At 33.5% G+C, this 14,589-nt stretch carries 15 protein-coding genes, 7 tRNA genes and 1 other RNA gene; 4 read left to right on the forward strand and 19 right to left on the reverse strand.

The window, feature by feature from the left end; translation table 11 throughout:
• Positions 1 to 10: 10 nt before the first annotated feature.
• From AC0INN_RS17235 to rpsU, 14 genes are all read right to left on the reverse strand, one after another.
• Complete coding sequence (locus tag AC0INN_RS17235) at positions 11 to 1,093, reverse strand: efflux RND transporter periplasmic adaptor subunit (RefSeq protein WP_273649599.1); 1,083 nt, start codon at positions 1,091 to 1,093, stop codon at positions 11 to 13.
• 4 nt (positions 1,094 to 1,097) lie between these two features.
• Entirely contained in the window at positions 1,098 to 2,339 is a 1,242-nt protein-coding gene (locus AC0INN_RS17240) for a TolC family protein (protein WP_306614214.1), read from the reverse strand.
• Between the two features lie 71 nt (positions 2,340 to 2,410).
• Positions 2,411 to 3,778 carry an ATP-binding protein gene (locus tag AC0INN_RS17245; protein WP_273649603.1) on the reverse strand — a complete coding sequence of 456 codons (1,368 nt, stop codon included), beginning with the start codon at positions 3,776 to 3,778 and terminating at the stop codon, positions 2,411 to 2,413.
• Complete coding sequence (locus AC0INN_RS17250; protein WP_172280689.1) at positions 3,779 to 4,459, reverse strand: response regulator transcription factor; 681 nt, start codon at positions 4,457 to 4,459, stop codon at positions 3,779 to 3,781.
• A gap of 159 nt (positions 4,460 to 4,618) precedes the next feature.
• A tRNA-Thr gene (locus AC0INN_RS17255) sits at positions 4,619 to 4,690 on the reverse strand.
• Between the two features lie 42 nt (positions 4,691 to 4,732).
• Positions 4,733 to 4,805 (reverse strand) — tRNA-Gly (locus tag AC0INN_RS17260).
• A gap of 87 nt (positions 4,806 to 4,892) precedes the next feature.
• A tRNA-Tyr gene (locus AC0INN_RS17265) sits at positions 4,893 to 4,973 on the reverse strand.
• Between the two features lie 19 nt (positions 4,974 to 4,992).
• A tRNA-Thr gene (locus AC0INN_RS17270) sits at positions 4,993 to 5,066 on the reverse strand.
• A 90-nt stretch (positions 5,067 to 5,156) separates the two neighbouring features.
• Positions 5,157 to 5,229: transfer RNA gene (locus tag AC0INN_RS17275), tRNA-Gly, on the reverse strand.
• Positions 5,230 to 5,315: 86 nt separating this feature from the next.
• Positions 5,316 to 5,396 (reverse strand) — tRNA-Tyr (locus AC0INN_RS17280).
• A 16-nt stretch (positions 5,397 to 5,412) separates the two neighbouring features.
• A tRNA-Thr gene (locus AC0INN_RS17285) sits at positions 5,413 to 5,486 on the reverse strand.
• 107 nt (positions 5,487 to 5,593) lie between these two features.
• A complete protein-coding gene (locus AC0INN_RS17290) occupies positions 5,594 to 5,884 on the reverse strand; it encodes an HPF/RaiA family ribosome-associated protein (RefSeq protein ID WP_172280691.1) in 291 nt (96 codons plus the stop codon).
• Positions 5,881 to 6,768 (reverse strand): tyrosine-type recombinase/integrase, encoded by an 888-nt coding sequence (locus AC0INN_RS17295; RefSeq protein ID WP_306614239.1) that lies wholly within the window; start codon positions 6,766 to 6,768, stop codon positions 5,881 to 5,883. The genes AC0INN_RS17290 and AC0INN_RS17295 overlap by 4 nt, the downstream gene beginning before the upstream one ends.
• A gap of 87 nt (positions 6,769 to 6,855) precedes the next feature.
• Positions 6,856 to 7,053 carry a 30S ribosomal protein S21 gene (gene rpsU, locus AC0INN_RS17300; RefSeq protein WP_172280693.1) on the reverse strand — a complete coding sequence of 66 codons (198 nt, stop codon included), beginning with the start codon at positions 7,051 to 7,053 and terminating at the stop codon, positions 6,856 to 6,858.
• 160 nt (positions 7,054 to 7,213) lie between these two features.
• On the opposite strand from rpsU, the gene AC0INN_RS17305 reads away from it, so the two are divergent.
• The 4 genes from AC0INN_RS17305 to AC0INN_RS17320 all read left to right on the forward strand — a co-directional run bounded on the left by AC0INN_RS17305 (position 7,214) and on the right by AC0INN_RS17320 (position 9,973).
• Entirely contained in the window at positions 7,214 to 7,969 is a 756-nt protein-coding gene (locus AC0INN_RS17305) for a hypothetical protein (protein ID WP_172280695.1), read from the forward strand.
• Positions 7,970 to 8,094: 125 nt separating this feature from the next.
• Positions 8,095 to 8,497, forward strand: a transfer-messenger RNA (tmRNA) gene (gene ssrA / locus AC0INN_RS17310).
• 156 nt (positions 8,498 to 8,653) lie between these two features.
• The gene (locus tag AC0INN_RS17315; RefSeq protein ID WP_306614218.1) at positions 8,654 to 9,262 is read left to right on the forward strand and encodes a hypothetical protein; all 609 of its coding nucleotides are present in this window, start codon (positions 8,654 to 8,656) and stop codon (positions 9,260 to 9,262) included.
• 180 nt (positions 9,263 to 9,442) lie between these two features.
• On the forward strand, positions 9,443 to 9,973 hold the full coding sequence (locus tag AC0INN_RS17320; RefSeq protein WP_306614220.1) for a hypothetical protein: 531 nt from the start codon (positions 9,443 to 9,445) through the stop codon (positions 9,971 to 9,973).
• A 743-nt stretch (positions 9,974 to 10,716) separates the two neighbouring features.
• On the opposite strand, the gene AC0INN_RS17325 is transcribed toward AC0INN_RS17320, so the two are convergent.
• The 5 genes from AC0INN_RS17325 to AC0INN_RS17345 form a co-directional block, all read right to left on the reverse strand.
• Positions 10,717 to 10,914 carry a hypothetical protein gene (locus AC0INN_RS17325; protein ID WP_306614221.1) on the reverse strand — a complete coding sequence of 66 codons (198 nt, stop codon included), beginning with the start codon at positions 10,912 to 10,914 and terminating at the stop codon, positions 10,717 to 10,719.
• A 74-nt stretch (positions 10,915 to 10,988) separates the two neighbouring features.
• Positions 10,989 to 11,372, reverse strand: coding sequence for a hypothetical protein (locus tag AC0INN_RS17330; protein ID WP_306614223.1), 384 nt, complete (start codon positions 11,370 to 11,372; stop codon positions 10,989 to 10,991).
• 76 nt (positions 11,373 to 11,448) lie between these two features.
• Entirely contained in the window at positions 11,449 to 12,204 is a 756-nt protein-coding gene (locus AC0INN_RS17335; RefSeq protein WP_306614225.1) for a polymorphic toxin type 23 domain-containing protein, read from the reverse strand.
• A 255-nt stretch (positions 12,205 to 12,459) separates the two neighbouring features.
• The gene (locus tag AC0INN_RS17340; protein ID WP_306614227.1) at positions 12,460 to 13,008 is read right to left on the reverse strand and encodes a hypothetical protein; all 549 of its coding nucleotides are present in this window, start codon (positions 13,006 to 13,008) and stop codon (positions 12,460 to 12,462) included.
• Positions 13,002 to 14,589, reverse strand: a 1,588-nt coding sequence (locus AC0INN_RS17345; RefSeq protein ID WP_306614229.1) for a polymorphic toxin type 23 domain-containing protein, incomplete at its 5' end; no start/stop codon positions are given. The genes AC0INN_RS17345 and AC0INN_RS17340, both read right to left, overlap by 7 nt.

The raw sequence follows: 14,589 nt of genomic DNA on the forward strand, positions 1-14,589 counted from the left end.
TGACTTTGATTTAGTTATTAAGAGAACGATAAATCAGCAATTGATTCTCGGTAATTACCTGTTCCCCCTCAACTAATCCATCAGATATATATGTTGTATCGCCTACTTGCTTCAAAACCTTAACTTCTTTAACCTTAAGATTAGTTCTGGATTTAAAAACCACCACAAAACTTCTGTTATCATCAAAAATAACCGCCTTGGAAGGAACCGTTAAAGCCATATCATTTTCGGAAGTTGAAACTTTGATTGTAGCTTTACTATCAGGAATCAGCAATCCGCTTGCATTGTCCAAAACAACTCTCGCCTGCATGGCGTTGGTTTGAGGATCGATAATTTTAAATATTTTATCAATTTTCCCATAAAACACCTTGTCAGGATATGACAATGTAGAAACTTCAGCCTTCATTCCAAGACTTATTTTATCAATATCCGATTCATTAACGTTCATAATTGCCCATACATTGGTTGTATTGGCTACGTCAAAAATATTATCACTCCTATCTGTTCTAAGCTGCATATCCTTATTGATATTTTTTTGAACAATGTATCCACTGATAGGAGCTAAAACATTATAGATATTTCCTTTTTTCACATTATAAACCGTACTTATCGCACTCGCTCTCTGCAGTTGGTCCTGTGCCTTTTGCAGCTGGCTCTTGGCTTCCAGAACATCTCTTTCAGTATTAAGCTTACCTTCGTACATTTCCTTGGCAACACGAAGATTGTTCTGAGCAACGACCAGATCCGTTTTTGCATCACTTACATCTTTCTGTACCTCAGCAAGCTCAGTACTCCTGATTGTCGCCAAAACCTGCCCCTTCGTTACATGATCACCCAATTCCACATTGACACTTAAAACATTTCCTCCTACCAAAGGATATACATCGATGTAACTGTTTTGATCTGCGGATATTTTACCGTAAAAATTATAATTATCTTCAATATACTTCTTCTCAACTTTTGCAAGGACGATCGATTTAAGCATAGTATTGCTTAGTTCAAAACCTTTCGGCATTGTCACTTTCTGTTCTTCTTTTTTTGAGCAGGACAATAATGCAATGGCTACCAATAATACAATTATATATTTTTTCATTTTTTTAATAGAAGATTTTAGTTTGTACTAGCTGATTAAGTTGTTCAGCCGATTGGATAATATCGTTTTTCATATCATAGATCTGAAGGGCCGTTTGTCTGTAACTTTCCATAAAGTCAGTAAACTCAATAAGGCTTACATTTCCCTTTCTGAAATTGTTTAACATCCCATTATAAACAAGATCCAGATTATTGAGATCTGTTGCTTTAATTTCTGCTAATTGATCATATTGATTTTTCCATGTCCTGTACAAGGATTGTACTTTTGTTTCCAAATTGAGTTTTTGATACTCTGCATTTTTTTGGTTCTGTTGGATAGCGTAATTTGCTTTTTCAACATTTCCCTGATTGCTTTTCCATAAGGGTAATAGAATTCCTACCATTAAGTTGATCTCATTTCTGAATGTTCCTCCATTCTGATCCCATCCGGCTCCCACATTAATATCCGGAACATTTAAAGATTTCTGCCATTGAGCATAGAGTTTGCTATTATCAATTAACTTCATGTTATATTGATAATCTGCATTATTCTCCAATGCTTTTCGCTTCAGATCTTCTTCATCTCCGATGGGTTGGGTAGCCAAAATTTCCCTGGCCTCAGCCTCAGAAAGCTCAGGTTCTATATCTTCCGTAATTCCGGTTAAAACTTTTAAATTTTGTTCAACATCCAGAATATTTTTATTGATTTCTACTTTGTCGTTATTTAGCTGAATTACAATACTCTGCAGCCTCACCTCATCTTTAAGTGATACATTTCCCTTTGCAGACTGGACCTTATAAGCGCTTAAAAGCTCTTTCATATAACCCAATTGCTTGTTGATATTTTCCAGTTTTAATTTTTGGAAGTAGAGATTGTAATAAGTAGTATGCAATTGTGTTTTGAGGTCAACGAGAAGTTGGGAAAATTGAAGTTGAGCCAGTTCTTTATTAGATTTTGCAAATGCAATCTCATTTTTCTTTTTTCCACCCATATGAATGAGCTGGGTAACCTGTGCTCCCTTTGCGTGTCCAACATCAAACACTTTCTTACCTTCAGGATTATAAGCATTGATCTGCCCGCTCAATTGTGGAAGATCCCAGATCTTAGCCTGTAAAATATCAGCATCGGCCATGTTGATATTATACTGCTGGGCGAGCAGCTGAAGGTTGTTCGTCTGGAAAGCTTTTTCACAATCCAGAAGAGACATTTGCTGTTGTGCTGTCATGAATGAGGAAATGACAACAAACAATCCTGCAATTTTGTTCATTCTTTCAATTTTATGAAAACAAAAGTGCTAAGACATGATTAAAACGAACTTAAATGAGCCTTAAAAAAAAATTAAATTTTAGAAAATATCACACTAAACTTGTTAATATTTTCCGATGGCGAAGAGTAAATAATATCTGCACCATGGTATTCTAAAATTCTTTTTACAATCCGAAGTCCCAATCCGGAACCCGAAATATTCTGTGCATTATTCCCCCTCATAAAAGCCTCAAATAATTTCGACTGTTCATTCTCAGAAATTGTACTTCCCTGAGAAATAACATCCACAATCAGTTTTGAAGCAGTTTCAGTAATGAGAACATCTACTTCAATATTATCCGAATAAACCGCCGCATTTTTGAACAGGTTAATAAATACGATGTCCAGCAATGATTGTATTCCTTTTATAGTTAATAATGCTTGTTCTGAAGTTTCTTCAGAAATTAAAAAATCCATTTTCAGATCCGGATAACTTTTTTCTACTGTTTCGAAGGAACTGAATATAACTTCATCAATCCTTACTTCTTCATATAAACTTTGAATGTTCTCTTTGTCAAATTTAGTCAGAAGCAGCAGGGAATTAGTCAGGTCAGATAATTGATAAACATCTTTCTGAATCTGCTTTAATGAAGATAAGGTCTCCGGAGAATGCTGTTCGAACTTGATCAGATTCTCCAACTGGAATGCCATTCTTGTAATAGGCGTTCGGATCTCATGCGAGGCACTCGCCGTGAAATCTTTTTGCGATTGAAAAACATCGTTCAACCGTACAATCATGGTGTTAAATGATTGTGCTAATATACTAATTTCATCTTGTGATTGTTGTACGGGCACTTGTGTAGTTAATTTATGTGCGGTAACCTCTGAAATCTCTTTATTAAGATCTTCCAGGGGACGTAAAAACTGCCCCATAAAATAATAACTGAAAAGCCCAATGAGAAGCGTACTCATTACATAAGCCGTAACAAGCAAATATTTTAAATAAGATAATTTGGATTTCCCATTGCTGTCGTAGGCACTGGTTAGAATATAGTAGTTTTCTCCTTTTATATTTTTAAGTGCAGCATATATTTCGGGAATGGTTTTCTCGGTGTATATCGTTTTTCTTTGATCCAGCTCTTTTAATAAGGCAGCATCCCAGGTAACATTCCGGTCTTTTATTGTACTATAGATTAATTCTTTGTCTGCATTAAAAATCAAGATTTTCTCATTGAGAAGGATATTATCTGCATTTTCATTGAAAAAAAGAGGAGCTTCAGCTTCGAAGTTTTTAGATTCGGAGATAAAATGAGAGGTAAACTCGAGTCTTTGGCGAAACCTTTCTTTAAATTCATCTCTTCTAAAATCATTAAAAGACATATATATAATCATCATCACTATACCAAAAAGTAGTGAGAAGGCAATACTTAAATTTAAAGCAATCTTCCTTTTTAATGACATTTATAGTGGACTTAAATAATATCCAAAGCCTGATCGGGTATGAATAAGTTTAACTTTAAAATCTTTATCGATTTTCTTTCTTAGAAAATTAATATATACCTCAACAGTATTTGTATTTGTATTAAAATTGTGTTCCCATACATTCTCCGTAATCTGTTGTTTGGATACCGTTCTTCCTTGGGCTTCTGCCAGGTAAGCTAACAATTGAAATTCTTTCAGAGTTAGGGTAATTTCGTTTCCTCCTCTATAGACTTTTTGTTCAGTCTTATTGATGATGAGATCATCAATTCTTATGATTTCCTGATCTGAAGTATCTACCGGCATTTTTCTCCTCAAAAGAGAATTTACCCTTAAAAGCAGTTCTTCAAACTGAAAAGGCTTGACAAGATAGTCGTCAGCAAGTCTTGTAAAGGCATCTTTCTTATCAGAAAGATCTCCATATGCCGAAATAATGATGATAGGTGTATTTTTATCGAATGAACGAATGGTTTGGCAAACATCCAATCCGTTTATTTTGGGAACATTAATATCCAGTAAATAGAGATCGTACGAATTATTTTTTATCTGACGAAGAAAAGTCTCCCCATCATAAATCTTATCACATGAAAAATTATTTGATTCCAAAAACTTACAAAGTTCAGCGGAAAGAATGAGGTCGTCTTCTAATAAAAGTATATTCATCAAAAAATATTTATACGAATTTAACGAAAATTTTTATGATTTTTAAGGAAAATCATCTGCAGATGATTGAAATGAAAAGCATCAGAAAAAAGAATATATTTTATTAACAGAAAATACATTAAACAAAAAAATCCCGAAACAATTCGGGATTAAAGCCAGAGCCAACTACGGGACTTGAACCCGTGACCTCTTCCTTACCAAGGAAGCACTCTACCGCTGAGCTAAGTCGGCATTAAGCAAAAAAATCACACTTTAATAGCATGATTTTTTTTGAGCGGAAGACGGGGGTCGAACCCGCGACATTCAGCTTGGAAGGCTGACGCTCTACCAACTGAGCTACTTCCGCAATTTTGTTTCCAAAACTATTGGTAAACGCTGTGCAAACTTATAAAAAACCTTTTAAATCTGCAAGTTTTTTTTCAAATATAAAATGTGGGAAGAGCAGGATTCGAACCTGCGAAGCCGAAGCAACTGAGTTACAGTCAGTCCCATTTAGCCACTCTGGAATCTTCCCTCATGTTTATATTAAATTGAGCCTCCAGAGGGATTCGAACCCACGACCCCGAGATTACAAATCACGTGCTCTGGCCAACTGAGCTATGGAGGCAATTTAAACTGTCTGAGGCTATCCGAAGGCAATCTATCTTAAGCTGTATCAGGTTTAAAAAAAATCACGCCTTGTGGTGTGATTTTACTGAGCGGAAGACGGGGGTCGAACCCGCGACATTCAGCTTGGAAGGCTGACGCTCTACCAACTGAGCTACTTCCGCAATTTTGTTTCCAAAACTATTGGTAAACGCTGTGCAAATCTATAAAAAACCTTTTAAATCTGCAAGTTTTTTTTCAATATAAACAGTGGGAAGAGCAGGATTCGAACCTGCGAAGCCGAAGCAACTGAGTTACAGTCAGTCCCATTTAGCCACTCTGGAATCTTCCCTAGTTTATATTAAATGAGCCTCCAGAGGGATTCGAACCCACGACCCCGAGATTACAAATCACGTGCTCTGGCCAACTGAGCTATGGAGGCAATTAAAAAAAGAATTCAAAAGATCACTGTTCCCTTTTTGCGAGTGCAAATATAGAACGGATTTTTTGAATTCTCAAATTTTTACGCGATTATTTTAAACTTTTTTTCTAAGCTGTTTCTTTTTTCTTGATTAATAGCTTCTTAGCAGTATCAACACAAAGATCCAAACTCTCTTCAAAACTTACAGCCGTCTTTTTTACTACGATATCGTCACCTGGAACCGCCAAAATAAGTTCAGCAGTTTTGTTTGATTTATCCGAATTATTTTCAACCTTCAGAAAGATTTTGCACTCGTGAATTTTGTCATAAAACGTTTCAAGTTTGCTTACTTTTTTTTCGATGTGTGATTCCAATGGTTCGTGTGGAGTTAAACCAATTGATTGTACTGTGATCTTCATAATTCTTCTTTTTTAGACGCTCTAGGATGAGCCTGATTAAACACTTTTTTCAATTGTTCTATATTAGCATTCGTATACACCTGCGTACTGGCCAGACTCGAATGTCCTAATATTTTTTTTACTTTTGAGATCTCCGCCCCATTATCCAAAACGTGTGTAGCAAAGCTATGTCTTAGAATATGGGGACTTCTTTTTTGCTTCGAAGTTATAAGACTAAGGTACTTATTTACGACTACATAAACAAATTTTTCCGTGAGTTTTTTCCCCTTCTTATTAACGAAAAAACAGTTCTGAAACTCATCGAGAGGTTTTCTTAATGTTAAATAACTTCTTAATAAAACAGTCAAATCTTCAGATATGGGAACATATCTTTCTTTGTTCCCTTTACCTATAATTTTCAACTCATTTCCATCTAAGTTTACATTCTCAAATATCAAGCCACAAAGTTCGGACTTACGGATTCCGGTCTGGTACAGAACTTCTATGATACACTGATCAAGAATATCATGCGGCTCTTCAAAAATGGTATTATTAAGCACCTCCATTTCTTCTTGTGAAATAGGAATTTGTTTTTCGGCATAATACTTAAGAGAGGAAATACTTTCAGTGGGCGAAACAGTAATTTCACCGATCTTTAAAAGAAAAAAATAAAAACTTCGAAGAGAGGAAAGCTTTCGGTTAATACTCCTCTTGGATATATTATTTTCACTTAGTGCAACTATGAAATTCCTGACTACCCTTTTATCGGCTTTGGAAATATCATCGGAAGATTTTGTTTTGAGAAAAAAATAAGAAAAATCTTCCAGGTCTTTTTTATAGCTTGTAATAGTATGAGGTGAATACCTCTTTTCGAATTGTAAATATTCTAAAAATTTATTCAGCATCATGGATTACATATAATATAAAAAATTCACTCCTCAAATATAAGTATATTTAAGAAGTGAATTTAATATTTGTTTAAGAAAAATTTCTTAAGCTTGCTCCTCTTTGCTTAACGCTCTTTGTTTATAAGCCGCTTTTAATCTAGCTTGTCTCAAAGTTACAGAAGGCTTAACAAACTGTTGTCTCGATCTTAATTGACGAACTGTTCCAGTTTTATCAAATTTTCTTTTATATTTTTTTAGTGCTCTATCGATGGATTCACCATCTTTTACAGGAATTATTAACATACTTTACATCTCATTTTGGATTGCAAAAGTAGATATTTTTTTATTAATATGCAAAATTTATTTCTTTTAATTTAAAATAACTCATGTTTCAGAATTGCATACATTTTTCATACCTTTGGGATATACGATTTTAAAAACACAGTTTAAATAACAAAAAAACATGAAAAATTATTTATCCTTAAAAGCTTTGCCTTTAGTTTTTGCTTTGACATTTCCTGTGATAACTCATGCACAGGTTGGCATTAATACAACAAATCCCAATACTAATGCCGTATTGGATGTAAATTCGGCAAACAAAGGACTTTTACCTCCCCGGGTTGCTTTAACAGCCACCTCCCAGCCCGCTCCTCTTACTGCACATGTAGCCGGAATGGTAGTTTATAATACAGCTTCTGTAAATGGACTATCTCCTGGTCTCTATTTAAATGACGGAACAAAATGGGGCCAATTGAATGTAGTTTCAGAAACGGAAGGTACCGTATTGACTAAAGTAAAATACAGAGGTCGAAATCTTGACACCAATGGATATGATAAACCAACACTCAAGGTTCCTTCTATGAATATGGAGTTCAGATTTGCAACAACTTCCGGATCTACTTATCTTGAAGTAAGATTACTGTCAGCACCTGCAGCTACGATCACCTACTATGCAAATGAGCTATGGTTTGGAAACAGTACAAATGGAGGCAAACAATCGGTTACCTTTACTACAACAAACTGGGATACGTGGTCTAGAAGCCTTTCCAATGGAGTTTGGAATAATTCATGGGGGTATCAATATCAAATCTCCACAGGCAGTGGCGTAGTACCGGGAAGCAATGACTTACTAGCAGGAAATTTTTATGGCTTTAATAATTATGGAAATGGTGCAGGCCCGGATAATGAGATGTATGTACTCGCATTTGAACAGTATTAATCTTATAACATTATTAAAATACATTACAGTGCCGGAAAAATTTCCGGCATTTCTCATACAATAGAGTTTATAAATATGAAATTTATTTAAACAAAAAGTAGTATCTTTGCACTCACTTTATTCATGGGGTTGACTGGTTTCGACAGCAAGATCAATGGGTAAGTAAGCATGCAGAGAACCGTAGCGCGATCTCTATAATCCCTTGCTACAAAATTTTAACTGGCAACGAAGAGTTCGCTCTTGCAGCTTAATATCGAAGTTTAGTAGATTCAAGCGCTTTCCCGAAGATTTTAGTAGGGAAGCAAGATATTCCACAAATGCTCTGTTCTGCGGCGTTTGATCCTGGGATATAGGAATGCAGAAATAAGGTTTTAGATGCTTCGGCTAAAACTCGAAAACCTCAGAAGATAAGCTGGAAGTTGGGTGTCTGCTCTCTGCCTCCAGTCGAAAACCAATAGTAGAATAAGCATGTAGAAAGCTTATGTATTGCTTGTTTGGACGAGGGTTCGAATCCCTCCAACTCCACTGATTTTAATCTAGACACCACTAGGTGTCTTTTTTTGTTATATATATCAGCTTTATACAACATAAAACAAAGAAAGAAACCCATGTGTTCAATTGTAAAGACCATACGACAATAATAAAAAAGAAAAAAATATCGTATTTTAACAGTAAAAAACTTTAATGAAGATAATTTTAACAATTTCTATTTTATTTTCTAATTTAATATTTAGTCAAGTAACTGTTCCTAGTGATTATCTAAAGATTCCAGATACTTTAAGATATAAAAATGATTTATATAGGTTTATAATTCCAAGCCAAAAATATAAATATTGGAAAGTTATGCGTAAGGACGACACTATGGAAGAAAAGTTGATGTATGAAAATAAAGTAACAAAGAGCTTAAAGTGCGCAAAAACTAATTCGCCTGAAAAAGGTTTTTTTATAGAATGCTTGCCTGGTTGGTGTTTCACTTATATAACTGCATATAAAAATAAAATGCCAAAATATTTTACAAGTGAAAAAGAGCTAAAAGATTTTATAGGATATGTTGACAATTTACCTGAAGCATTACTTATTGCTAGAACTTATAATTTATTGTTTGACTACAAAAATCCGATTGGAGGATCTTTCAAGATGGATAAAGATTTTTTTTATTTATATCTTGCAAAATTTGAAAATTGTCCAGTTAATCGTGAAGCATTCTATGTGAAAATTAATAGAAAAACTGGTGTGCTTGAATATGAATCAAAGGGAATATATTATAAAACGAATGACTGTTTTGTTTCATAAAACTATATGACTTATTATTTCTGTAATTTCAAATTGAATTATATTTATGTCCAAGAGTTGAATGAATTTTCGTCCATATTTAAGTATGTAAGTGGAATTAATATTATGAAGAAATAAACACATATAAAAAAAAAATTTCCATTATACTTTTTAACGTAGTATAACAATGATTACAAAATCATGAAAAAAATTACATTCTTATTAATATGTTTTTTATTTAGCTTTTGCTCTAGTCAAATGAAGTTGAATCAAGGAAAAAATGTTAATATCATCTTAAAAGAAGTACCATTAAAATTAAATACTGGAAAAGCTACTAATTATTTGATTAGTAATAGTACAAATAACACTTACATTATTGATCCTTACGGCTTTTATGGAAAATCTTATACATTTGAAAATGATAAGTTACTAGAACCTAATTCATATTATAAAAGAGGATATTATAGTAGATTTGATGATAATGATTGCAAAAGAGATTTGATTATTTTAGAACCTAAAGCAACTATATCTGCATATTTAAGTTTAGACCGAAATAATAAAAATATTTATAATTATTCTAAAAATCATCAATATGTAAATATTATTAAATCACTTCATAACAGAAATAATGCAACGATCCTGGGGTGTGATAAATATATAGAAAGTTTAGAACTTAAAGACTATAAAGTATTAGAAGATAGTATTGTTGCAAAAATACCTTTGGTTCCATAAATTATAAAATCTTTAAAGATATTCTATCGTATTCTTAAAGGTTAAAACCTTATCCTAAAAATAAATAAGAACAGCATAATGCTGTTCTTATTTATTTTTTACCCGATTGTATGAATCTATATATTGATTATACTATGAGGAAAGCTCTATAATATTTATATCACTATTTTCAATAACCTCATTACAAATTTGACATGACAATAACATATTATTGAAAACACTACTTTAAATTACATAAAACATAAATTTTATAACAATAAAAAACAGCATAATTTGTTTTTTCCTTATAATTATTACAGAAATTTAATTAATTTTCTTTTAAAACCTGTATCTGAAAACATCCCAAATCTCTATCAACCGGATTTATTCTTCCTGTATTAAAACCTATCTCTAATCCATTGCCACTAAAACCAGCACCATTCATTTCAATCCCGAAAAATTATAGAATCTATTAAACTGATCAGGCCTCCATTTGACCAATATCGCCATTCCTGTAATTCCTCCTTTTAATATTTTTATTTCATCTTTTTCGCTCAATATTTTTTTTCAAACGTATTATTTTTCAATACTTTTTTTCCCCGTTTATTTTAAATCTTGTGATGCTTTCTTTCATTAGTGACGCTTCTCCAAAGAAATACACAACATTTTCTCAAGACTGGCTTATTCTATCAATTTCTGAATCTTCAATAAAATAAGTATCCAATACAAGCTCTGAATCTTCTTCTTTATTTCCTTCTTTATAACTAACAATATGGTATGCAAGGATAATATGCTTTATATCTTGCCACAAAAACAAATTGATAGTTTTCTATATTTTTCAGAGGAATTATAAACTCTTTTGGGGTCAGGTTTTCTGCCTTCCCTTTTTCTACAATATCTACATACTGGCTATAACTTAATCCATATACCAATAATAAAAATAAGAATATGCTTTTTTTCATTTCAAACATTTTTTATGGTCTTCGTTGTATGTCTTCTTTTACCAATCTGCTTTATACTGCTTCCAATCCTTAATCTATTGTAATTTAAATATCAAGTAACTTAAATAGTCACTTCCAATAAAACGATCTTCTAATAAATACATATAATTATCAATAAATTTAACATTATAAGTTGTAATTGTTCCAGATCTGTCAGAAAGCAGAGTTATCAAGTCAATTTTTATTTTCCTTTTTTTTATATAAATCACACCACTATTACCATTTTTATCAACTGATGCAAAATTGGTTATTTCAATATAGCCGTTTCTATTTATTTTTAAAGTAATATCATAGTTTAATTCTATTTTTCTCTTATTCTTTAGATTCTTATCTGCTTCATACATCTCAACACATAAAAATATTTTGTCGTAAGATATATTTTTAAGTTCATTTTGATTAAAATACTTAATGTTTTTCAATTGTTGAGACCTACAGCTTATAGAACTTATAGAAGCTAATAAAGAAACAAACAATAAAAACAAATTTATTTTTTTTCTACCATGATGTAAACTTATTTCTTGTTTTATATTGAAAATATGGATTTATACTTGTTGATAAAAACAGTAATGCTGATTGTGGTGATAGCTTACCGTGAGCCATAATGTTTTGTATTGGATGTTTTACATATCTATCAGAATTAATTCCTATTCTATAGTTACCCCAGTCTACATAGGCAGCTCCTAATCTATATGCAGGACCATTTTCATAAGCAAACCCATAAGGATAAGTAGCACCACCCAACCCTTTTAAAGGTCCATTGTTCTTTACATAATCCATCATCTGATTATCCCAGCCATCATCATAGCTATCTTTCATTCTTTCACCTGTGAATAGATTAAATCCTACTGAAAATTCACCAATATTTATAGTCATAGCGGCAGTTCTCCATCGGTCATTATTATCTCTTAAGTGAGACCATTTTGGGCCCTTATCAAACGGACTTCCGTAATTCTCATACGTCATTGAAAAATCCCCACTTCTCAGGCCTAGAATTCCTGTTTGTTGTGGATGAAGTCCACTCCATTTATTAGTACCCAGACTAATCCCAAAGTCTCTACTATTGTAGCTAAACATCGCAGATTTCCTAAATTCCCAACCACTATTACCGCTTCCAGCATGTGCTCCATAATTCATTATCCCAAAACCTCCAGAAATGGCAAAATCTCCTGCACGGAAGGTAGCACTAAAATTAACTCCAATTCCCCACCCCTTTCCAATGGCGATACTTGGCGATACGCTAAAAGTTACCAATATTAATATCCCAAGCAGGGAGTATACTAGAGATCACCTGTCCCCCCATTCTCATTAAGGTTCCAGTAGAAGCGCTAAACACTCCGGGGTTCATTCCTCCTGATATAGCTCCTACTGTAACTCTCGCCTAAAAAACACTTTTAAAAGCAACGCGCAATATATTCCTTCGGATTGTATATAAGCAGATTATTCAGTACATAACCATACTTACTTATAATTTTGAGTACTGTAAGGGGCTACACTTTTTACATTTGTTTACCAATCTGCTTTATAATTCTTCCAGTTTTCAGGAATCTTTTCAGATTTTTGATAAACAAAACAAGTATATTCTGAAGGTTCAAATAATAATGCATTAGACACTTCTAACAGATAAATTTTATCTCCCTCAACTCTTACTTTAAAAGTTATTTTAAAAATATCTCCATCCTGAGAGGCTCCCTGTGTATCAATTCTCAAATTTCCATTTTTTAGATAGATAACTCCTCTTCTTCCAGAGATTTCAGGGTTAGGATCGTTCTTTCTCGCACCAAAAAGCCTAACACGACCATTTGGGTAAAATTGTAATGATCTATCAATATCACTTCCGACATCTCTTATTTTGCTAAAATTTTTGTCAGCCATGTAATAATCAATCTTTTTATAAAAATAATCTGTGCTTATATTTTCTAAAATTGATTCATTAAACTTGTCAATATTCTTAAATTTCTTCACAAGCACTTTTGTACCATTTTCTAGCCTTCTTGTTTGTGCACACGAATAAATAAAAATAGTACTACAAAATAATATTATAATATTTCTTACCATGATGTAAATTTATTTCTTGTTTGATATTGAAAATAAGGGTTTATTCCTTTGGATAATACCTCGAATCCTGGTTGTGCAGAAATCCAATCATGTGCTAAGATATTTTGGATTGGCCTTCGAACATATCTGTCAGAATCTATTCCTACTCTGTAGTTTCCCCAACCTATGTAAGCCGCACCTAAACGATAGCGTGGTCCAGTTTCTTCTACTAATCCATAATTATATCTTATACCATTAAGATAATAAGGATTATTTCGGTTGTATTTCTGCATGGTTTCTGCATCTGCACCATCATATTCAGCATAACTTGAAGCTTTCCTTTCACCAGTAAATAAATTAAATCCAGCGGTAAAATCCCCTACATTAATGGTCATTGCTGCTGTTCTCCATCTATCATTATTATCACCTAAATGAGACCATTTTGGACCTTTAGCAAATGGGCTTCCATCATTCTCATAAGTCATAGAAAAATCTCCGCTTGCAAGTCTTATTATGCCTGTTTGCTGTGAATGCATTCCACTCCACATGTTAGTTCCTAACATTAAGCCCAGGTTTCCTTCTTTCCCTAAGGTTCCTGCCATAATGGATTTTCTAAACTCCCAACCACTATTACCACTTCCTGCGTGAGCTCCATAGTTCATTATCCCAAAACCTCCAGAGAAGGCAAAATCTCCTGCACGGAAGGTAGCGCTAAAATTAGCCCCAATTCCCCAACCTTTTCCAATGGCGATACTTGGTGATACACTAAAGCTAAAGTTACCAATACTAATGTCCCAAGCAGGGAGTATACTAGAGATCACCTGTCCGCCCATTCTCATTAACGTTCCAGTGGAGGCGCTAAATACTCCAGGGTTCATTCCTCCTGATATGGCTCCTGCTACTGCTCCCATGAGTATGGAGCTTCCAAAAGAGCTCCAGCTCCAATTCCCAGAAATTGCAGCCCCGAGCATATATGACGCTACTCCTACAATGGACCCTGCAATAGCGCCTGCGACAACACCAGCCAATAATTTCCCTATAATAGGAGTTAAAGCCGCAAACCAAAATATCTCTCCACTTGGATCATTAAACATTAATGGATTATTGAGCACATATCCGTATTTATTATAATTCTGGGTATTAGTAGGATCCTGTATATTCTCATCCGCATTTAAGAACCTTCTTAAGAGAGGATCATACAACCTTCCATTCATATGAATGATTCCTACTTCTGTAAAATGTTCATGGCTTGTGTAGCCTCTTTCAATTACGAGTGATGAATTACGAATTATATTTTGATCGGTAATAATAGCTCCTGTTCCTATTTTGAGATGGGTAAAGTTACCCCATGCGTCAAAATGTCTTTGTTCCAGCTTATTGCCTACTTCATCACTGATGGCTAAGATGCTTCCTATATAATCTTTATGTAAAAATTTGTAAGAACCACTGCTCTCCGTATAGTCTTTCAAATATACAATATTAGAATCATAAGGTGTTCCTCCAATATACAGGATGTGCTTTTCCTTTCCAGTGGTATTATCTTTGATCACCTCATAGCTTCCATCTTCACTATAGAATTTTGTAAACTTTCCTTCTCCATCA

Source organism: Chryseobacterium subflavum (genome assembly GCF_055762745.1).